The sequence below is a fragment of the Clostridium sp. BSD2780061688st1 H5 genome, from assembly GCF_005845155.1.
GTDB classification, from domain to species: Bacteria; Bacillota; Clostridia; order Lachnospirales; family Lachnospiraceae; genus Claveliimonas; species Claveliimonas intestinigallinarum.
Genome location: NZ_SPGT01000007.1, coordinates 1 through 21,499, shown reverse-complemented (window position 1 = coordinate 21,499; position 21,499 = coordinate 1). Strand labels below are relative to the sequence as shown.

Below are 21,499 nucleotides of genomic sequence, written 5' to 3'. Positions count from 1 at the left end.
CTTCTGTGATCGTTTCCTCAAATATGTTTTAGTATAGCATCCCCTCTGCTACTTTTCAATCTTTTCATCGTGGTAGAGGAGCTCTGCCAACTCCCTGTGGATCCGCTCTGTGTCCATGCCCCCCACGGACTGGTGGACCACCTGCCCGTTGTGGAAATAGCGGAAGGCCGGGATGCCCATGATCTTGTATCTCCTGGCCAGTTTCCGGTACACAGACGTGTTCACCTGGATGAAGCGGATGAACGCCATATCGTCCGCCACCTCCCGGTAGTAGGGAGCCGTGCCGACGCAGGCCCCGCAGTTGTCCCCGTAGAAATCCACCATCACGTACTCTGCGCCTTGTACCAGCTGGTCAAAATTTTCCTCTGTCGCTTCTATCACTGCCATCTTCTTACACCTCCAGATATGTATTGGCCTCTCTCATCAGCATATGGAATGTGTGCTCCTGGAGCTTCACACTCTTAAATATCTCAAAATCCGCCTGTTTCTTAAGCTCCTCCACATCTTCCTTTCTCTCTGCCGCCATCTGCCGGACCATCTCTTCCATGTCCTCCTCTGTGACAGAAAAGCCATCCTTCTCACAGAAATAGCAGTAGATGACATTGGGAAGGTAGTATTTCTCCTGCTCCTGTTCCATGACCTTCATAGTCTCCTCCTCTGTGAGGGATGTGCCGTCCGGCTGTTTCTTCGGGTCCACACCTGCCGCCTCCAGGGCGTCGTAGCGGGTCTTGGCCTGGTGATGGCACCAGGCCGCCTTCTCTGCCTCGTCCACATCGAAGGTGCTCTCCCTTAGGATCGCCTCCAGCCAGAACTGGCAGATGCGGATGCTGGCCTTGTCCCGGTACGCCTGGTCGTGCTTTTCGTGGTACCAGCGCCGGTAGTCCTCCACGGTCTCCACGCCTGGCAGTCCCAAAAGGCCCACCAGCGTATCGCCCACTGTGAGGGTGCGCTTCTCCACTACCTTTTCCACCTTGAGCACAAGGGTCCTTGCTTTCAGCTGGCAGGAGAAGGTCTCCCCTTGTCTTTTGCCCAGCACAGCCTGCTCTGCCTCCTGGGCCCCCGGCAGGCTGCGGCCTGGATAGAGGAGCACCGTGCGCCCCTCCCAGTTTCCTTTTTCATCCTTCAGACAGGTGCACTGCACGCTGTGCCCGTCCTTCACAGGCCCCTCCATCTGCTGTTCGCTGGAGTGGTCCCTGGCCAGGGCCTCAAGCTCTTCGTCGATCTGGCTCTCCGGGAAACGCCATTTCTTTAACTCCTCCGGCACCGCAAGCTGCCGGTAGTCATAACACTGTGTCAACTTTGATCTCATCTTGTATCCTTTCCTTTCTGCTGTTCGCCTTCCGTCTGTCTATATTATTTCCCCGCCTCTGCCGCCTGGTGGGCAAAGGTCCGGTAGTAGTCGTTTGTCCGCAGCAGCTCCTCTGGCGTGCCGCAGGCCTCAATCTGGCCGTCGCACAGGACGATCACCTGGTCCGCGAACACAGTGGCGGAATAGTTGTGGGCGATGAGGATGGTGGTGCGGCCCTTCATCAGGTTGCTTAGGGCTTCTGTCACCGTCTTTTCGCTCTTCACATCCAGGTTGCTGGTAGCCTCGTCAAGGAGCAGGTAATCCGGGTTGCGCATCATGGCCCTGGCGATGGCAATGCACTGCTGCTGGCCGCCGGAGAAGTTGGAGCCTCCCGGCCCCACCTGGGCGTCAAACTGTCCCGGCGTGTCCATGACAAAGTCATAGACATTGGCCATCTTCGCCACGTGGATGAGTTCTTCTTCCGTCACCTTCCGCTCCACGCCGTAGAGGATATTGTCCCGCACAGTGCCAGATAGGAGAGGCTTATCCTGAGACACGATGGCAAAGCTCTTGCGCCAGGCGGACAGCTTAAAGTCCCTGACATCCCGGTCCCCAAAGAGGATAGTCCCCTCTGTGGGATCGTACATCCGCTCCAGCAGCTTAAAGAGGGTCGTCTTGCCGGCGCCGTTGGTCCCTACGATGGCCGTGACCTTCCCCTTTGGTATGGAGCAGCTTAGATCCCGCAGCACTTTGGCGCTCTGGTAGGAGAAGTCCACGTGGTCCAGGACAATGTCCTCGTCCGCCACGTCCATCTCGCAGCCCTCCTCCTTCTCGTCAGGCACATCTAAGACCTGCCCGATCTTCTTCATGATACCCGCGTTCTGGGAGAAAGTCCCCACGCTGGTGCACAAGGTAGCAAGCCGGGTCACCGCCAGGCCGCACAGGGTGTAGAAACCGATCAGCTTGCCCACGGTCAGGTCGCCGGAGGCGATCATGCGGCTTCCAAGCACAAAGGAGATGACGATGTTGAGGCATCCCATGACCTCCATGCCGGCAAGCTGGATCATGGATGTGTAGCTTAGGAGGATGTCCGCCTTGCACTGTCTTCCAAAAAGTCCCCTTGCCTTTTTCTGCTCCTCTCCCTCCGTGCAGAAGGATTTCATAAGGCGGATGCTGCGCACGTGCTCTGCCAGGTACCCCATGACAGAGGCCAGCCTTGTCCTGGCGGCAGCTCCCGCCGTGTAGGTCAGCCTTCCGTAGAGCCAGGTGATAAACACCATGACCGGGATCACCAGCAGACTGGCAAGGGCCATCTGGAACTGGAAACTGAACAGCTTCTGGTAGGCCACAATGCCTGCGTACACAGCAGTGAAAATGTCGATCAGCAGCTGGAAATAGTTTCCCGCACTCTCCGCGTCCGTAGTCACACGGGTCACCAGCTCGTTCACATTGTCTGAGTCATAATAGCTGGTGGGCAGGCGCATCATCTTGTTCCACATCCGCAGCCTCACCGCCAGGTTGATCTTCTGCAGGAGCAGTCCGGTCAGGTAGGTAAAAGCGATGGTGATGCCCCCTGTAATGAGCTGGAACTCGATATAGCGGATCAGCTCGTCTGTCTTGATGGAGTTCTGGGTCCCGTCGATGATGGAGGCCGTGATCGTGATGGCCTCCACCTTCACATGGGACTTGATCATGGAGATGACAAGCACCAGGAGGATGAGGAACCAGGGCAGCCGGATGCCCTTAAATATCTTTGTGTAGTCTTTGATCTGTCTTAGCATTGCGCCGCCTCCTTCTCTGCCTGACAGGCTGCGATCAGCTCCATGAAAGCCCCGCACTTCCCATACAGGTCATTGTAGCTCCCGCACCCGGCCAGTACGCCTCTGTCCAGGACAATGATCTGGTCCACCCGCCTGATAAGAGACAGGTCGTGAGTGACGATGATCTTCGTCTGATCTGGAAATGTATCAAAGATCGTATCCTGTACCATCCTGGCCGCCGCAGCGTCCAGAGCTGAGGTGGGCTCATCAAACAGGAGCACGTCTGCGCCCCGCATGAACTCCCTGGTGAGCACCAGCTTTTGCCTCTGTCCGCCGGACATAGAAGTGCCGCCTGGGGCCACCGGCGTGTCAAGGCCTGCGTCCCATTTCTCCAGGATTTCCGCAAAGCCCGTCTTGCGGGCTGCCTCCCAGATCTCCTCATCCGGCACCTCCCGGTGGAGCCCGTAGGTGAGAGCCTCCCGCACGGTGCCGCTGAAGACATCCGCCCCCTGCTGCACATAGCCCATACGCCCCCGCAGCGCCTGAAGCGGGATGTCCGCCACCGGCACTCCGCCTAAGGACACGGTCCCTTCCTGGGGCTCATAGAAGTGCTCCAGCAGACTCAGGGAGGTGGTCTTGCCGCTGCCGCACAGGCCGATAACTGCCGCGGAGCTGCCCTCCGGGATAGTGAAGGACACGTCCCTTAGGGCCTCCTTGTCCCCGTAGGAGAAGGAGACATGGTCAAAACGCACCTCGGTGCCAGCGCTTTTTCCTTCCCCCTGCCCTTCTTTTTCTTCCTCCTCAGGGGCGCGCAAAAGCTCCGCCGTGCGGGCCATGGCTCCCTGCACGCTTTTAAGCTTCATCCAATAGTCGATCAGATTGCTGAAGGAAGTGGAGAGCGTGCCGGAAAACATATAGAAAGCCACCCACTGCTGGATGTCAATGTCCCCTCTTTTCAGGAGCACTACGCCGAACACCATGACCACCATCACCTGGGCCATGCCAAGGAGGGTGGTGAGGGCTGTGATCACACAGTTCAGCTTATTGACCTTCATGTTGGCGTCAAAAAGCCCGTAAGAGGTCTTCTCCCCGTTTTTCAGCTCCCGTTCTTCGTTGGTGTAAGTCTTGATGAGCATCAGGTTGCGCACCCTCTCCGCCAGGTACGCGGTCAGGCTGCCGATCTCCTTAAACACGCCGAACTGGGTCCTGTACTGCCATCTTCCCACAAAGACTGCGTAAATAAGCTTCAGAGGAAGGAGGAGAAAGACCGACACCATCAGCCACACATTGTAGGAGGAGATGGTCTGCAGGGCTGCCGCCACATAGTAGATCGTGGGGAGAAAGCCCACCAGGAACTCCACCAGATACTCTGTCGCCGTCGTAGCGTCGTTTGTCATAGTGCTCATCAGATCCGAAGGATTGTGTCCGTCATAGTAATCCATGCGGATGCGGAGCATCTTCTTCCAAATCACCCTCCTTATATTCCTGGCCGCCACATGCCTGGCGGGCGAGCGCAGGGCCACATCCCCGCAGAGCACCAGGGTGAACAGCACATAGAACCAGACCGCGTCCACCAGAGCCTGGCTGTCCGTGCTGCCGCTCATCAGGCCTGCTGTCACCGTGGGAAGGTCCAGCATGACCCTGTTGTACAGGAAATTGCACAGGAAGGCAATGATGATCCAGTGCCACGGCAGGCGCATCTTCCGGATCACATGGAAGAAATCCTTCCAGTTTCCCCCGCCCTTGTGTCCCTCTTTTTTAACTTTACTCACTGTCGTATCTCCTTTCAGATCCCGTATATGAAAAGACGGCAGACAGAACATTCTTTTTTCTGCCCGCCGTCCGGAAGGTGCCTAATAATCTGTCAGTCCGTAAGAATTCTTCATCATCTCCGCATAGTCCTCCACTGTGTCACCGGACATAGCCCCCTGGGATGACAGGGTAATGATGGTCGCCTGGAGTGTGTCGCCGTCCATCACCGAGTAGAGTACATTGCCCTCCTGCGTCACCTGCTGCCCCTGGGAGGTGTAGAACTGGGCCAGCGCCTGGGCGGACGCCTCGTCCGGCGTCACGTAGTAGTCGTATTCCGCCGCGCCCTCCCCGTCCTTGGCGTAGATGATCTGGTATACATTCGTAGCGGTATAGCCAAAGTTCTTCATATCTGACAGAAGCTTGCAGCTCTCATCCCCCTTCAGCACAAAGCGCTGGTCAAAGTCCAGATCCTGGGGGTCTGTGTAAGTATAGGTGTCCGTCATGGCAAGGCTGAAATCCTTGTCCACCGTTGTCTCCTGCCCCGCGTCTCCCGCGTCAGAGCTCCCTTTGTCTTTGCCGGCGCCGCAGGCTGTGGCCGCCAGGCCAAGGGTGAGACAGAGCAGGACTGTGATCAGTTTCTTCTTCATCTTGTTTCCTCTCCTTCCTTATATTCCTCAAGCTGTTCTATCTGCTTCATCCATCCTGTGTATCCCTGCAAGGAGGCCTCAAAGGCCGGCTGTCCGGCCGGCAGGGCGCTGATGCGCTCCGCCAGCTTTTCCGGCTTCATCCTCTGGCAGAAGATATGATCTCCCGCCACGATACACCGGTACTGGGCCACCGCCTGGCCATCCTTCGCGTAAAGGATCTCGTACACCTGAGTCACTGCTATCTGGCCCTGGCCTGCCGCCTGGGCCGCCAGAGCGCTCCGGGCGTCTCCCCAATACACAAGCCGCGTGTCAAAATCAAGATCCTGGGGATCTGCAAAACAGACACCCTCCCCCACAGTAAGCTCCTGGGGACCTGCCGGGCTGCCAGCTCTCAGACGGTCCGCCGCGTCGTCAAAGTCCGCATCGTTCCACTGTGCCGTGCTGCCGACCGTCAGTGCTGTCCCGCCGGACTCTCCGGCCATCCCGCCGTCTGCCGCCGTCTCACTTCCGGCCCCGGACGCCGCTCCTTCATCTCCTGTCCCGTCAGTCCCTGCCGGCATACTGCCTGCCGTGGAGGGATCAAATGTCCCTGCCTGTGATAAGCTGTCTTCTGCCTGCCCTGCTTCGCTCCGGCCATCTGCCTGCTGACCATCTGCCGCCTGAGCCGCATTTCCGGCTGCTGCCGGGTCAAATCCCTCCTGCTGCCCGGTCTCGCCTGCGACGGTCCCTGCGTCTGCCGGGTCAAAGGCCTCCGCCTCCCTGGCGGTCCGGGCTACGCTCTCTGCCGACAGATCCGCCTCCGGGTCCAGCACGCCCGTCACGGGGATCACCGGCGTGGGCTCCGTCTCCGCCCACTGCGCGGCTCCCGTATCCAGCAGTCCCTCCGCCTCGTAGAGCAGGCGGTTCATATCTGCCTGAGGCAGGCAGATGCAGGTAAGCGCTTTTCCGTCTGCCGTCACCTCGGTCATGCCCAGCTTCATCAAAAATCCTTCTATGTAGGCCCGGGGCGTTGCCTCTGCGATCTGTCCGTACTGTGCATACATATCAATCGTGTCCTGCAGATCCGTCCCGATCACCAGCACCGCATCTGTCCCCGGCATTGCCACCGCATACAGGCCCGCGTCCACGAACTGCCCTGCCAGAACTCCGGCTTCCTCTGCACTCGGCATGACGTAAATCTTGATTTCGTAAAGCGCACGGCTGTCCTGTTCGTAGATGACCTCATAGAATGCATTGGCTCCCTGCTGAGCCGCAAATCCGTTTGTCTCATCTCCATACAGTACATATCGTCTGTCATACTCTGGACCCGGCAGCACCTGCGCCTCATCGTACGTGTAGCTGTCGCTCACTTTCACGCTGAACGCCTCATCCGGCGTGGTGCCTGTCAGTCCGCCAGATGGCTCCTCCGGCTCCTCTGCCGGGTTGGGATTGCGGAAATACTGATAGCCCTCATTCTTGTAAAGAGCCGCCATATATGCCTCCGGGGTCGCCTCGTCCGCATAGCCCATCTGCACGTACATCTCCATCATGCTCTCGATCATGGCAAGATCCATATCGATGCAGGCCACTCTGCCTGTGACTTCGACTTCTCCCATGCCGCCGTACATGCTCTCGATCTGGGCCGCGTCATCTGCACTGGCCGCATCGTAGCACCGGTACACGGCCGCCAGTTTTCCGTCTTTCAAGTAATAGATCTCATAGACCCCTTTAACCTGACTTCCGATCTGGCCTGCTGCCGAGACCGCCCCGCTGTCCTCTCCGCCGTAGAGCACATACCTTGTATCATACTCCAGTCCTTTTGGATCTTCAAAGGTATATTTGTCTGTGATCTCCACAGGGAAGGAATTGTCCGCCGTCGCCAGAGCTTCCTCCAGCTTGTCGGTAAGCTGCTCATCCGTCACGGCCACGCTCGTCTCCCCGGAGGGATCTGGTGTATCCGGGTCGTCCGGTTTATCTGGCTGGTCAGGTTCTTCCGGGCCTGACGGGGTGTCCCCTCCCGGCGTATTTCCTCCCGGCGTATTACCACCCGGTGTAGTTCCCCCTGGCGTGGAGCCGCCCGGCGTACTTCCGCCGCCTCCACCGCCACTGCCGCCGCTGCCGTTTCCGGAGGATGCAGGCGGCTGGTACTCGCTCATGCCGCCAAAGTAGAACTGCATGCCAAGGTAAGCTGCCGGAGTCTCGGACTTGATAACGCCCTGATCGTAATATGTCCGGATCGAAGTCTGCACGTAGTCTCCTGATGAGTACACATACACGACATCCCCCCAGCGTCCGGCGCTCTGTCCGCCTCCATTATATACTCCCGCATAGGCCGAAGCCATCCTCTGTGCCTCCGCCTCGCTACTCATGACGTAACAGACATATTCGCCTGCCGCCTGGCCCCCCTTCGCATAGAGGACCACATACGCTTCTTTGCAGCTATACCCCTGCGCATTCGCTCTTTTGGCCGGGATGCAGTCGGAGCCTCCATGGAGCACGTACCTGGTGTCAAAGCTGAGCCCGGACGGATCCGAGAACGTACAAAGATCACTCATCTTGATGGGGTAGCTGTTGCTGGCGCTGGTGCCTCCCACCTGTGCGCCCCCGTTGTCCACATAGCCTGTCTGCTGTACAGCTCCGTCTGTTCCGGAGGCCCCGCCGGCTCCCGACGCGCCGTCGGCTCCGTCTTTATCCTGATTTCCTGCGCTCCCGGCGTCCACGTCATCTCCCTTGATCTTGTCCGCCAGGTCGGCCAGGGGCGAGTCCTCCAGGAGCTCTTCTATCCCGCCGTTCTTAGAGATCAGGTAAGCGCCTGTCCCTACTCCGCAGGCCAGGGCGGCCAGTGCCACGCCTGCAATGACCTTTGTCCTGGTCTTCATTTTCTTCTTCTGCCCTGCCGGCTTCTTCTCCTGTCCTTCCTGTACCTGGACCTTTTCCTCTTTTTCCACTTCTGCCACTCTCCTTAGACAACTGTATCCTCTGTGCTGCACATATTCTTTCTGAAATAATTTTAACAATCTTAACACGTCTCCATTTTTCCGCACAATACGACATGTCTATTCGGATGTTTTTGTTGTCTGTTCGGCAGTTTTACAGGTCCCTTCTGCAGGATAAGGCCCCGTCTGCCGCCTCCAGGATCTCCTGGCCGCCTACGATGCACGAGCCTCCTTTTTCACAGATCTCATCCAGGATACGGCTGACCTTCTCTAAATCCTCTTTGGTCGTACAAAGGATCTGCCTGCGGTCCCTTTGGCGCATCTGCCCTGTCACCTGCTCCATGTAATCTTCCGCTGCCTGCATCCCTTTCTGCCTTGCTGTAAGAAGAGGCTCTGTGGCCGCGATGGTGCTGATGATATAGGAGGTCAGCTCCTGCCCGCTGGCGCACAGTTCCCGAAGGGAGGCCCCGGCCTTGTCAAAGACGGCCAGGGAGGCGGCGGCAGAAGGATCTCGGAAACTGGTAAAGGCCACGTCCCCGCCAGGCGTGATGGCAAGCCGGGTGCCGTAGGCTCCCCCTTTGACCCGGACGGTGTTCCACAGATACCCGTAGGACAGGATGCGGGCTGCCACTGCCATAGCTCCGCTGTACCTGGCCCCGCACTGGGCCAGATGTCCTCCCTTGCCGGCAAAGCCCACCGCGGCCGGGACAAGGATACCTTCTTTCCTCGCCGGCTTTTCCCAAGACCAGGAGACCGCCTCTTTCGGGGCCCGTCCCTCTGGCAGGAAGGAGGCCAGACCGGGAAGCTCCTCTCTTGGCATCTGTCCTGTGACAGAAAGGACGGCGCGCCTTCTCACGAAGAGCCGTCTGCACAGTTCTTTCAGCCTGCCTGCCAGCTCCGCGCCTCTCTCCTCAAACTGGCTGTCCATCTCCCGCAGCCAGTCCAGCATACTGACGCCCCGCAGCGCCTCCCTGGCCCCGCCTTTCGCCGAGCACCCGGCGGCGATGCGCAGGGAGGCATAGCTGTCACCGTGCATGAGGACGTGCTGTTCCAGCGACAGCTTGAGCTGGCGCAGACGGCCTCTTAGGTAGGCAAGATCACCAAAATCCGTGTCCAGCAGCACTTCCCTTGTCAGTTCCTTTGCCTCCTCCAGCTTTTCCTCCAGGGCTGACACATGGACGGCAAAGCAGGGCTTACACGTTGCCGTCTCCCCTCTTGGCGCGAACACCTCCACACTGGTCTGAAAACGCCCCAGCTCTCCTTCCAGAGACGCCGCAAGCTCCAGGACGGAAAAACGCGCCGTCCTGGTCTGCCCCAGCAGGGTCTGCAGGAAGGAAAGAAGGTGCAGCTCCTCCTCTGTCAGGTCCCCGGCCAGGAAGTACCAGACAAGATGGGCGATGCCTTCTGTCTCCAGAGGATGACAAAGGACCTTGACCCCCGCCTCCTCTGTCACCTGCTGGGGGATGTCCGGCGTCTCTTCCTCTATATCCGCAAGGGACAGCACCGGAAGCGCGGCCAGGTCCTGGGGGCGGTCCGGCCTATTCTGGAAGGCCCTAAGGGCTGCCAGCTTCTGGATGACCTGCTCCCTCTCCTGGCTGCTCCAGCTCTCTTTTATCCTGCGGAAACGCTCTGCCTCCTCCTTTCTCTTCCTCTCTCCCAGCTCCCTGGAGGGGAAAAGCACCACCTGGGCACAGTGTGGGTTCTCCAGGAAATTCTCCCGGATAAACTGCTCAAAATATCCGTCTTCTATTCCTTCCCGCAGGCGCAAGAAGGCGTCCCCCAGGCAGAGATTCTGGGCCGGATCCCCTCCGTAGAGGCAGCTCTCCAGCATTTTCATGCAGTTGAAAAGCCCCTGGGGAAAGCCTCCTGTCTCCTTCTCCCGATAGCGGAACTCCATCCGGCTGATGACCGCCTCCAGCCTTCTGTGGTCCAGCCCCTGGGCGGCCAGCTGCTCCAGCACTGTGCGCACGGTATCCCAGATCTCCTGCTCCTTCTCTTTGGCGGCATGTCTTACCACCAGGACGGCAAAGGGCTGCTGGACGCCGTCCACCTTGGAAAATTCCACATTCTCAGCCAGCCCTCTCTCCAGCAGCGCCTTCTTAAGAGGCGCCTCGTCAGAGCCGCAGAGCATCTCGCATAAGGTCTGGCAGGCTAAGTCCTTTGCCGGCTCATCAAACCGCCCGTAGACCCATCCCTTTGCCAGGATCGTCTTCCTTTCCACGTCCTCCTCCCCGGCCTCATAGGGAATACGTACCTCCCCTGGGTGTACCGGGCTCTGGAAGGGGATCGGATGATCCTTTTGCTGGGGTCCAAAGCCGGACAGCACCTGCCCGATCTTCTCCAGCACCGGCCCGATCTCCATCTCCCCGTCCAAGAGGAACCATGCGCCTGACGGGTGATAGTATTCCCGGTACTGCGCCTTGTACTCCTCGTAGGTGAGCGCCGGGATGCAGGCAGGGTCCCCGCCGGACTGGAACTGGTAGCAGTTGTCCGGGAAGAGGGCCCGGTTCAAGGCGCTGTCGATCAGCGTGTCCGGCGACGCGTACATCCCCTTCATCTCGTTGTACACCACGCCGTTGCAAGAAAGCTCTCCCTCCTGGCTGTCCAGCTCGTAGTGCCAGCCCTCCTGGCGGAAGGTCTCCTCCTTCTCCAGGCAGAGCGGATGCAGCACAGCGTCCAGGTACACGTCCACCAGATTGAGGAAATCCTTCTGGTTGCGGCTGCTTACCGGATACATGGTCTTGTCCGGGAAGGTAAAGGCGTTCATAAAGGTCTGCAGGGAGCTTTTGATCATCTCCACAAAGGGCTTGCTCACCGGGTATTTCCGGGATCCGCACAAAAGCGAGTGCTCCAATATGTGGAAGACGCCTGTGTCGTCCGACGGCAGCGTCTTGAACGCCGCTGCAAATGTCTTGTTCTCCTCCCTGCGCTCCAGCCACAAAAGCCGGGCGCCGTTTTTCGCAAAGTGCATCTGCCAGAGAACAGCCCCTATCTGCGGCAGCTCTCTCCTTGTATCTATGACAAAGCCGTGGGCCGCAGCCGCCTGCTCTGTCTTCTGTCTTTTCAGGTCCATCCTTTTTTCTCCTTACTGTGTCATTACTTTTGCAATCTTTATCCTATTGTCCAGATGCCGGGAGCATCTGTCTGCAAAGATAACTGATTTCCAAAAAAGGGGGGCGATATGTCTCCTTGCAGCGCTTGAGTCCCGGCACCTATCTGCATAAAGTAAAAGAAAAATGGACAGCCGTCAATGCAGACTGTCCATTTGGCATCTCTCTTTGTCTATCCGGCAGTTTTCCCGCCTGGTCTATCCCGCTTCCACAGCGCCGGGATCAAAAGAGTGGATCACTCCAGCCCCATCTCCTCCAAAAAGCACTCCACGCTGCCGGCTTTTGCCGCTGCTTTGTGCCATTTGCTGAGAGTCGGCAGATCCTGTTCTTTCATGATCTGCTCCCTGACCTTTTCCGGCACAGGGCCGAGCTCTTCCAGAAGCTCTAGCACATCCTCTGCTTTTCCCTCTGCCTTGCTGACTCTCCGGGTCTCCTGCACATCGTATGCCTCAAAATTTTCAAATAGCATATGAAACTCCCTCCGCTCAATACGATCGGTGAATTCCTCCACCTCTCCTTTTGGAACATTCAGCCGCAGCAAAAGGACAGAAATGATCTTCCCGATCAGTTTTAAGACAGTCTCAGGCGCTTTCTGGCTGATATCCTCAAAGTATTCCTCCGGGATATCTTTGAGAGTCTGGAAATCCGCTGCGCTCCGCAGCTTGTCCACCAGCATGATCAGCGACAGCTCATTTCTCTTGTCCAGCAGTTCCTGGTTCGAGTATCCCGACAGGCGCACCACCATATAGCGAAATGACGGGATATATTCTCCAAGCACATCACCCAGATACACTCTCTCCTTAAAATCAGCGGATGCCGTCCATCCACCGGGGCCATCATAAAAGACTACCGGGAGAATAGGTGGATAGCGGAAATCTTTCAGCTTTGTCGCACCTTTCCTCTTCGCCTCCTGCTCCTGGGCGTAATCCGTCCAGATCTGGACAGAATAGCGCAGTGTCCGGAACGACATGTCGTAGTCCACCTTTGACTGATGCTCGATCATGGCGATCACATACACTTCCTCCATACCGGGAACATCTTTTATCCGGATTTTCTTTACAGAGTCAGAGTCTCTGTTCTCCTGCCATATCCACAGAAATCTTTCCGAGATGTCCTCAATATCCTCCGGCTCCACATTTCTTAGTATCCCCACGTCTACATAGTCCTGCAGGAACTGTGCACACAGGACATGGTCGTCAAAGATCAGCTTTGCACTGCTGTCTTTTGGCTTCATGTTCCGTATTCTGTTGTTTGCGTCCCCCATTGCTCCTCCTTTCACAGCTTCTCCTGACAGGCAGGATTGCCGGGAGCACATTCCGGGACATATCTACAGTGCCATTGTATCAACATAACTCAGGAAAAACAAGACAGTTTTTATCCCCTGTATCTCCCGCCTTCTGCCAACTGCCAGGGAGCGTTTCTCTTTTTAATTGGTTGACCTGGTTTCTTTTGGATTTCTGAAAGATGTTTCTGACAGTCAGATACGATCAGATCTCATACAGAATGCTTTTCCAGGCCGGAATGGCCCGAAAGGATTACATATAGTATATGGCAAGCCGCCCGGAATTGCAAGCGCTCTTTTCCCCCTTCCAAAAAATATTCCCCGCCGGCCCCTGCCTGTGTTATAATTCATGCGTATGTAAATGCAGGCAGAAGGCGCGGCGGCGCTTTCGGACTTTCATTTTAATAAAGAAAAAACGGGAAAGAAGGCATGTACCTATGAGAGCATCAGACGACAAGAAGATCACAGTCCTGGGGCTGGGCGGCGTAGGCGGCTACGTGGGAGCCCTGCTGGCGGACGCCTACCCCCACGTCACCTTTGTGGCCAGGGGAGAACGGGGAAAATCTATTCGGGAGAACGGCCTTGTCCTCCACAGCGACTACCGGGGAGAGCGCACCGTGCGCCCGGAGAGAGTAGTGGAGACAGCAGAGGGCCTGGAGATACAGGACTACATTTTCATCTGCGTCAAGAATTATTCCCTGGAGGAGGCCTGCCGCTCCCTCACAGGCTGCGTGTCTGAGGATACGGTCATCGTCCCTGTCATGAACGGCGCAGACCCCGGTGACCGGGTGCGGGAGTACCTGCCAAAAGGCACGGTCGTCGACTCTCTCATCTACATCGTGGCTTTTGCAAACGCCGACTTCTCCATCACCCAGCAGGACAAATTTGCCAACCTCTACGTGGGCATCCAGGATGCCAGCGCTCCCTGCTGGCAAAAATGCTGTGATGTGACAGACCTGCTGAACATCGCCGGCGTGGACTGCACCGCCTCCCGGGATATCCAGGCTGAGATCTGGAAAAAATACATACTGAACTGCGCCTACAATGTAGAGACAGCTCTCTACGACAACTCCATCGGGCAGCTCCGGGAGGACCCCAAGAAGGCCGCCATCTATGAAGCTCTCGTGGACGAGGCATGGCGGGTGGCTCTGGCAAAGGGCATCCACGTGACGCAGGCAGACCGGGACGCCATCATCTACCGCTTCTACTACAAGCTGCAGTACGATGCCACCAGCTCTCTCCAGCGGGACGTAGGCGCCGGGCGTCCTACAGAGCTTGAGACCTTCAGCGGCTATATCGTCCGGGAGGCCCGGCGCCTTGGAGTAGATGCTCCGGTATCTGCGGACATGTACAGGAAACTGAAAGAAAAATGCCGGGTCTGACCCCGCGTGACTACCGAAGGAGGAACATACAATGACACGATTATTAAGCTACCTGCGGCCCCATCCCATCATCACGGTCATGGCCCCTCTCTTTAAGATGCTGGAGGCCACCTTCGAGCTCTTTGTCCCCCTGGTAGTGGCGCAGATGATCGACGTGGGAATTGCCGGGAACAATACTCCCTATCTCTGGAGAATGGGCGCACTCCTCATTCTCCTTGGCATCGTGGGCTTCTCCTTTTCACTGACCGCCCAGTACTTTGCGGCCAAATCTGCCGTCAGTGCCGGCATGGCCATGCGCAGCGACCTGTTTGCCCACATCGGCACCTTCTCCTACCAGGAGATCGACACCATCGGCACTTCCACCCTCATCAACCGGATGACCAACGACGTGAACCAGGTGCAGAACGGAGTCAATATGTTTCTCCGCCTGTTCCTGCGCTCCCCCTTTGTGGTGCTGGGCGCCATGATCATGGCCTTCACAGTGGATGTCAGGGCAGCCCTTCCCTTTGCCGTCACCATTCCTGTGCTCCTGGTGGTGGTCTTTGCCATCCTTCTTACCAGCATGCCCCTCTACCATAAGGTCCAGAAGCAGCTTGACAGAGTGCTCCTCGCGACCAGGGAAAACCTTCTTGGCATCCGGGTGGTCCGGGCCTTCGCCAGGCAGGAGGAGGAGAAGGAGCGGTTCAGCCGGGAGGCGGACGGGCTGTACAGAAAGCAGATCTTCGTGGGAAAAATCTCAGCCCTCTTAAATCCCCTCACCTACGTCATCATCAATCTGGGGATCATCGCGGTCCTCTGGTTCGGAGGGCGCCAGGTGGATGCGGGAGACCTGACCCAGGGACAGGTCATCGCCCTCATCAACTACATGTCCCAGATTCTGACAGAGCTGGTGAAGCTGGCCAACCTGATCATCCTCCTCTCAAGGGCTCTGGCAAGCCTTGCCCGGGTAGACGCCATCTTCGACGTGGAGCCCTCCATCCCAGACGAGGGGGTGGTTCCCTCTGTCCCGGACGGGGAGAAAGCATCCTCTGTCCCGGGCCAGGGAACCTGCCAGCCTGCTGTCTCCTTTGAAAATGTAGGCTTCACCTACGCCGGTTCCAGGGAGGAGACTCTCCACGGCATCAGCTTCTCCGCCATGCCTGGCGAGACCGTCGGCATCATCGGGGGGACAGGCTCAGGGAAATCCACCTTGGCGAACCTGATTCCCCGGTTCTATGACTGCACCTCCGGCACGATCCGCCTTTTCGGACAGGACGTGCGGTCTCTTAAGCCCTCCGCCATCCGGAAGCGGGTAGGCATCGTGCCCCAGAAGGCCACAGTCTTCTCCGGCACGCTCAGGAAAAACATGCAGTGGGGCAAGCGGGACGCCACGGACGAAGAGATCTACCGGGCGCTGGACATCGCCCAGGCCAGGGAGTTCGTGGACAGCAAGAAGAAGGGCCTGGATCTGATGATCCAGCAGGGCGGCAGCAACCTGTCCGGCGGACAGAAGCAGCGGCTCACCATCGCCCGCGCCCTGGCGGGGCAGCCTGATATCCTCATCCTGGACGACAGCGCCTCAGCCCTTGATTTCGCCACAGACGCAAGGCTCAGGAAGGCTATCAGGGAGAATACCGGAAATATGACCGTGTTCATCATTTCCCAGCGGGTGTCCGCCATCCGCAGCGCGGACCACATCCTTGTCCTGGACGACGGACGTCCCGTCGGGTACGGCACCCACGAGGAGCTTCTCTCCTCCAACCACGTTTACCAGGAGATCTGCGCATCCCAGTCTGCCGGAAAGGAGGCATCTGCAAATGCATAAAGAAAAAACAGAAAAAAAAGTGGACAGCCAGAAGACGCTGAAACGGATCCTCCTCTATATCCGGCCCTACACAGCTCTCGTCATCCTCTCCCTCCTTCTCTCAGCTCTGACCGTGGGGCTGACACTCTACATCCCCATCCTGACCGGGCGGGGCGTGGACTACATCGTGGGAGAAGGACAGGTGGATTTCAAAGGGCTCATGGCCGTGATCACGGGGATTCTCATCTCCATCGCCATTACCGCGGCAGCCCAGTGGATCATGAACCACATCAACAACAAGATCACCTACCGTATAGTCCGGGATCTTCGGATCCAAGCCTTTGGCCATCTCCAGGAGCTGCCCCTGTCCTATGTGGACCGGCACTCCTCGGGAGACCTGTTAAGCCGTGTCATCACGGATATCGACCAGTTCTCCGACGGACTGCTCCTGGGCTTCACCCAGCTCTTTACAGGGGTGGCCACCATTGTGGGAACCATCATCTTCATGCTGGGCATCAACCCCTGGATCACCCTGATCGTGGTGATTTTAAGCCCCATGTCCTTCCTGGTAGCCAATTTCATCTCCAGGAAGTCCTTCACCATGTTCAAAAAACAGTCCGAGACCCGGGGGGAGCTGACAGGCTTTACAAACGAGATGCTGGGCGGCATCAAGGTGGTCCAGGCCTTCGGCTATCAGGACGAGGCAAATGAGGAGTTTGACGAGATCAACAGAAGGCTCTCCGAGTACTCTCTGAAGGCCACCTTCTTCTCCTCCATCACCAACCCCGCCACCCGCTTCATGTACTCGGCTATCTACGCGGGCGTGGCCATTGCAGGGTGCTTTTCTGTCATAGGCGGCATGCTGACCGTGGGACAGCTCTCCAGCTTCCTGAGCTACACAAACCAGTACACAAAGCCCTTCAATGACATCACCAGCGTGCTGACCGAGTTCCAGAACTCCATCGCCTCCGCCGCCCGGGTGTTTGAGCTCATAGACGAGCCGTCTGCACCGGCTGAGCCTGCGGACGCCATTGTCCTTACCGAGCCGGAGGGGCGCATTCTCCTGCAGGATGTGGACTTCTCCTACATGCCCCAGGTGCCTCTCATCCAGGGGCTGAACCTGTCCGTAGAGCCGGGGCAGCGGATTGCTATCGTGGGGCCCACAGGCTGCGGAAAGACCACTCTCATCAACCTGCTCATGCGGTTCTACGATGTGCAGAAGGGCTCCATCCAGGTGGACGGCCACGACATACGCCAGATCACCCGCCACTCCCTGCGCACCAGCTACGGTATGGTCCTCCAGGAGACCTGGCTGAAATCCGCCTCCATCCGGGACAACATCGCCTACGGCCGGCCTGACGCCACAGAGGAGGAGATCATTGAGGCAGCCAAAAAGGCGCACGCCCACAGCTTTATCATGCGTATGCCGGAGGGGTATGACACCATCATCTCCGAGGGCGGCGGCAACCTGTCCCAGGGACAGAAGCAGCTCCTGTGCATCGCCAGGATCATGCTCTGCCTGCCCCCCATGCTGATCCTGGACGAGGCCACCTCCTCCATCGACACCATGACGGAGATCCGCATCCAGCGGGCCTTTGAGACGCTGATGAAGGGGCGCACCAGCTTTGTGGTAGCACACCGCCTCTCCACCATCCAGACGGCAGACGTGATCCTTGTCATGAACCAGGGGCACATCATCGAGCAGGGGACGCACCAGGAGCTTCTGGCAAAGAAGGGCTTCTACGCGGACCTGTACTACAGCCAGTTTGCGGCGGACAGCTAGGCCTTCCCCTTTTCTTTCGACGGCCTGCCAAGTTTTTTCATTTTTTTCTTGACAGGCCTGCCAAAGTATAATATAATAATTTTTGCTGTGAGAGATACGCAGCAATGTGGGCATAGCTCAGCTGGATAGAGCGTCTGGCTACGGACCAGAAGGTCGGGGGTTCGAATCCTCTTGCCCACGCTTTGGAGACGGGTTCCGGGATGGAGCCCGTTTTTTTGTTCCTGTCGGATGCTTTTCATCAGAAAACCTTCATTTTCATTTCACATTTATTTAATATCGCAGTCACATTTTCATCACATTTTCCCGGTATAGTAATAATCGAACAAAGGAATGAAACCTTTATTCAATTTTCTTTTTCATAATTTCCCCCTCCGGCCAGAGTGTTTTCACTCTGGTCTTTTTATGCCCTTTTGTTTGACTTGCCCTCTTCCCCTGGTATACAATAGAATGAATTGACACGAGAGTCATTCTACATCAAATGAAAAGGACTGAAGAAAATGACAAAAAAAATAGCCGTTATCAACGACCTCTCCGGATTTGGGCGATGCTCTCTCACAGCCGCTATTTCCGTCATCTCTGTCATGGGAGTGCAGCCCTGTCCCCTGCCCACAGCCATCTTAAGCGGGCAGACCGGATATCCCCACTACTACTTTGACAGCTATACAGACAAGATGCCTCTCATCCGCTCCGAGTGGGAAAAGATGGGGGTCCGCTTCGACGGCATCTGCACCGGCTTTCTGGCAGATGAAAGACAGGTGAAGCAGATCCAGATGTTCCTGGACAGTTTCCTGAATGAAGACACCTTTCTCCTGGTGGATCCGGTCCTGGGCGGGGACGGAAAGCCCCACGGCCTCTTCACGGAAGGGCTCCTGAAGAAAATGCAGGAGCTGTGCAAAAGGGCGGACATCATCACCCCAAACCTGACTGAGCTGTGCCTCCTCACAGGAGCCGACTATGAGGAGCTGGGATCCATCAAAAATATCTCTCTCCTCATGGAGGTAATCAGTGAGCTGGCCCGCTCTCTCCTCCACGAGAGGCTCCGGGAGGTGCTCGTCACTGGCATCCGCTACACGGACGGGGACGGCGTCCCCATGATGGGCAACCTGACCGTGACCGCTGGCGGTCACACCCTGCTCCCCTTCCCCCTCATCGGGGGCAGCTACTCCGGCACCGGGGACCTCTTTGCCGCCTGCATCGCGGCTGGCATGGCAAGAGGGGACTCTGTGGAGGACACGGTCCGGCTGGCCGGGAAATTCATCAGCCTGGCCATGGCTGACTCCATAAAAGAACAGGTACCTCGCAATGACGGCGTCAATTACGAAAAGTACCTGTCCATGCTGGCTCCTAGCGGAACCCTCTATAACGGTTCAGACACGCATAGATCTCCTGCTTCCTCGTCATAGCGAGGGAGGAGGGGATATAGGAGCCCTTCACCAGGCAGGAAAGTCCCCTGCCTTCTATCTCTCTCCAGATTTTCTCCGCCAGCTCCTCCAGGCTGGCGTTCTTTTTTGTCTCCATCTCCTCGATGACATTTTTCAGCACATAGCTGAGCGTAGTGGTCTGCTCGCTGTCCGTGATCTGCTCCACATACTTGAGCTCCACCGTGTCCTTTCCGATGGAGAAGCTGTCCTTTCCATACTGCTTTACCTTGATCTGGCCGTGCTTTTTGTCGATCTTTCCAAGGCGGGGATGGCGGGACATGACACCCCATCTGGCGATACCCTCGGACTCCTTCCTGTGGGCTGTCACAAAATCCATCTCCTCTTTATTCCGGCTGCATATATCCTTCACCTGATCCGTGATGTCGTATGCCCGGTAGGTGTCCATCTGGATGATCTTGTCCGCGATGTAGAAGTAGGCTCCCGAGCTGCCCGCCACAAGGATGACAGAGATATCCTTCTCCTCGTAGAGCTTCCTGGCCTGCTCGATAAAGGGGGTGATGGGCTCCTGCTCTCTGGCGATGACGGACTGCATGAGGGCGTCCCGCACCATAAAGTTTGTGGCCGAGGTGTCCTCGTCGATGAGGAGCACGCCTGCTCCCGCCTCCACAGCCTCCACCACATTGGCCGCCTGGGAGGTGGAACCGCTGGCATCCTCTGTGGAGAAGTCCACCGTGTCCTTCCCGTTGGGGAGATGGTTGATAAAAGGCGAGATGTCCACATGGGCCACCGCCCTTCCGTCCTCCGCCCGGATCTTCATAGCCGTGTCGTCTGTGATGACGTACTCTCTTCCGTCCCCCCTGATATGGTTGTACACGCCCAGCTCCAGCGCCTTCAGGAGAGTGGATTTGCCGTGATAGCCGCCGCCCACAATGAGGGTGATGCCTTTTGGCACCGCCATCCCCTTCAGCGCACCCTTATGGGGAAGGGAAAGCTCCACCTCCATGCTCTTCGGGCTCTCAAACACCACCGCCCCTTTCATGGGCTTGTCTGAGACGCCGCTCTGCCGGGGCAGGACAGAGCCGTTGGCCACAAAGGCGGCCAGGCCTCTCTTTCTTAGCTCCTCCCGGATAAAGGTCTGGTCCTCCGCCAGGTCCGCCACCTCCCGGAGCACCTTCGGATTGAGATTTTTGTAATACAGGGCTCTCTTCACACATTGGGGCACGTAGTCAAACAGGATCTTCTTCAGCTCCGGAGCGTTGATGGTCCGGCCGTTTGCGGGAAATCCCACCTCAAAGCGCACCAGGATCCGCTTTCCGTTCATCTCCAGGGCTGTCCGCTCCAGCACCTCCTGGCCGCAGCGGCTGATGCTGATAAGACCGCTCTTGCCGGAGCCCTTCGCCTGGAACATGTACTCGCCGATCTGCCGGGAGAACTCCCTTGTAAGATGATCCTGCAGGGCAATCCTCTTGTCCTTTCTGTCAAAAAGCGCCTCCGGGAAGGCCGCCGTCTTCTGGGACACCTCCACGCTCACCTTGGAGGGCGCCGCAAAGGGATCTCCCTGCACGTGGTCGATGTGGAGGATAAAGCCGGGGAACTGCCAGCTCCCGGCCAGGCTCTTGTATGCCGGATAGCTTTTCCTGTGTATGCTCATAAGCTGCTGTTCCAGCTGCACTGATGTGTTCATATTCTGTCTTTGCTCCTTTTCGTCTATTCCTATTTCTGTTCCCGGAATACAAAGGTTCCGGTCTTCTCATCCATGGCGTCCACAATGGCCAGGGACTCAAGCTGATATCCCAGATTTCTTATAATGCTGCCTCCTGCCTGGAAGCCTTTCTCGATGACAATTCCAATTCCCTCCACGGTGGCACCCGCCGCCTGGACGATTTGGATCAGTCCCTGGAGAGCACAGCCGTTGGCCAGGAAATCATCGATGATCAGCACGTGATCCTCCTCACTCAGGAATTTCTGGGACACGATGACCTGGTTCTTGCAGCGGTGGGTAAAGGACTCTACCTCCGCCACGTACATCTCTCCCTCCAGGTTGATGCTCTGGGTCTTCTTGGCGAACACCACCGGCACCTTGAAGTGCTGGGCCGCCACGCAGGCGATGCCTATGCCGGAGGCCTCAATGGTGAGGATCTTGTTGATGGGCTTGCCCTCAAATCTCCTCTTGAACTCCGCCCCGATCTGGTCAAACAGCTCAATGTCCATCTGATGATTTAAAAAGCTGTCCACCTTCAGCACGTTCCCTTCTGTAATAATTCCATCCTTTACAATGCGTTCCTCTAAAAAATTCATACCAAATTCCTCTTTTGTTTTTGATTTTACTATCTATTATAGCAATTTGGTGATATGTCAAGAGGTGATAAAAAAAGATTTCAATGAAAACAGATAAAAAAGGGTACAACAAATAGG

The 21,499-nt window shown here is 57.2% G+C and carries 14 protein-coding genes and 1 tRNA gene; 5 read left to right on the top strand and 10 right to left on the bottom strand.

Features of this window, described 5'->3' with window-relative positions:
- Positions 1–48: 48 nt before the first annotated feature.
- The 8 genes from FGQ86_RS06015 to FGQ86_RS05980 form a co-directional block, all read right to left on the bottom strand.
- Positions 49–387: a thioredoxin domain-containing protein gene (locus FGQ86_RS06015; protein ID WP_052083739.1), complete on the bottom strand. Its 339-nt coding sequence runs from the start codon at positions 385–387 to the stop codon at positions 49–51.
- Positions 388–391: 4 nt separating this feature from the next.
- The gene (locus FGQ86_RS06010; RefSeq protein WP_138303216.1) at positions 392–1,309 is read right to left on the bottom strand and encodes a hypothetical protein; all 918 of its coding nucleotides are present in this window, start codon (positions 1,307–1,309) and stop codon (positions 392–394) included.
- Positions 1,310–1,353: 44 nt separating this feature from the next.
- On the bottom strand, positions 1,354–3,069 hold the full coding sequence (locus FGQ86_RS06005) for an ABC transporter ATP-binding protein (protein ID WP_138303215.1): 1,716 nt from the start codon (positions 3,067–3,069) through the stop codon (positions 1,354–1,356).
- On the bottom strand, positions 3,063–4,820 hold the full coding sequence (locus FGQ86_RS06000) for an ABC transporter ATP-binding protein (protein WP_033124329.1): 1,758 nt from the start codon (positions 4,818–4,820) through the stop codon (positions 3,063–3,065). Before FGQ86_RS06000 ends, FGQ86_RS06005 begins: the two co-directional genes overlap by 7 nt.
- 81 nt (positions 4,821–4,901) lie before the next feature.
- Entirely contained in the window at positions 4,902–5,447 is a 546-nt protein-coding gene (locus FGQ86_RS05995) for a hypothetical protein (RefSeq protein WP_033124330.1), read from the bottom strand.
- On the bottom strand, positions 5,444–8,374 hold the full coding sequence (locus tag FGQ86_RS05990) for a hypothetical protein (protein WP_138303214.1): 2,931 nt from the start codon (positions 8,372–8,374) through the stop codon (positions 5,444–5,446). The genes FGQ86_RS05995 and FGQ86_RS05990 overlap by 4 nt, the downstream gene beginning before the upstream one ends.
- 142 nt (positions 8,375–8,516) lie before the next feature.
- Positions 8,517–11,435 (bottom strand): insulinase family protein, encoded by a 2,919-nt coding sequence (locus FGQ86_RS05985; RefSeq protein ID WP_138303213.1) that lies wholly within the window; start codon positions 11,433–11,435, stop codon positions 8,517–8,519.
- A gap of 272 nt (positions 11,436–11,707) precedes the next feature.
- The gene (locus FGQ86_RS05980; RefSeq protein ID WP_171031518.1) at positions 11,708–12,751 is read right to left on the bottom strand and encodes an Rpn family recombination-promoting nuclease/putative transposase; all 1,044 of its coding nucleotides are present in this window, start codon (positions 12,749–12,751) and stop codon (positions 11,708–11,710) included.
- A gap of 440 nt (positions 12,752–13,191) precedes the next feature.
- Here FGQ86_RS05980 and FGQ86_RS05975 point away from each other — a divergent pair, with 440 nt between their 5' ends.
- The 5 genes from FGQ86_RS05975 (at position 13,192) to FGQ86_RS05955 (ending at position 19,105) form a co-directional block, all read left to right on the top strand.
- Positions 13,192–14,136 (top strand): 2-dehydropantoate 2-reductase, encoded by a 945-nt coding sequence (locus FGQ86_RS05975; protein WP_138303211.1) that lies wholly within the window; start codon positions 13,192–13,194, stop codon positions 14,134–14,136.
- A 31-nt stretch (positions 14,137–14,167) separates the two neighbouring features.
- Positions 14,168–15,940, top strand: a complete 1,773-nt coding sequence (locus FGQ86_RS05970; RefSeq protein WP_138303210.1) for an ABC transporter ATP-binding protein — start codon at positions 14,168–14,170, stop codon at positions 15,938–15,940.
- Positions 15,933–17,702 carry an ABC transporter ATP-binding protein gene (locus tag FGQ86_RS05965; protein ID WP_138303209.1) on the top strand — a complete coding sequence of 590 codons (1,770 nt, stop codon included), beginning with the start codon at positions 15,933–15,935 and terminating at the stop codon, positions 17,700–17,702. Before FGQ86_RS05970 ends, FGQ86_RS05965 begins: the two co-directional genes overlap by 8 nt.
- 106 nt (positions 17,703–17,808) lie before the next feature.
- Positions 17,809–17,882, top strand: a tRNA-Arg gene (locus FGQ86_RS05960).
- 317 nt (positions 17,883–18,199) lie between these two features.
- The gene (locus FGQ86_RS05955; protein ID WP_052083740.1) at positions 18,200–19,105 is read left to right on the top strand and encodes a pyridoxamine kinase; all 906 of its coding nucleotides are present in this window, start codon (positions 18,200–18,202) and stop codon (positions 19,103–19,105) included.
- Here the strand turns inward: FGQ86_RS05955 and FGQ86_RS05950 are convergent.
- Complete coding sequence (locus FGQ86_RS05950; RefSeq protein ID WP_138303208.1) at positions 19,047–20,768, bottom strand: ABC-ATPase domain-containing protein; 1,722 nt, start codon at positions 20,766–20,768, stop codon at positions 19,047–19,049. The two genes, FGQ86_RS05955 and FGQ86_RS05950, sit on opposite strands and share 59 nt — an antisense overlap.
- Before the next feature lie 29 nt (positions 20,769–20,797).
- The gene (locus FGQ86_RS05945) at positions 20,798–21,382 is read right to left on the bottom strand and encodes a xanthine phosphoribosyltransferase (RefSeq protein ID WP_033124338.1); all 585 of its coding nucleotides are present in this window, start codon (positions 21,380–21,382) and stop codon (positions 20,798–20,800) included.
- Positions 21,383–21,499: the final 117 nt, after the last annotated feature.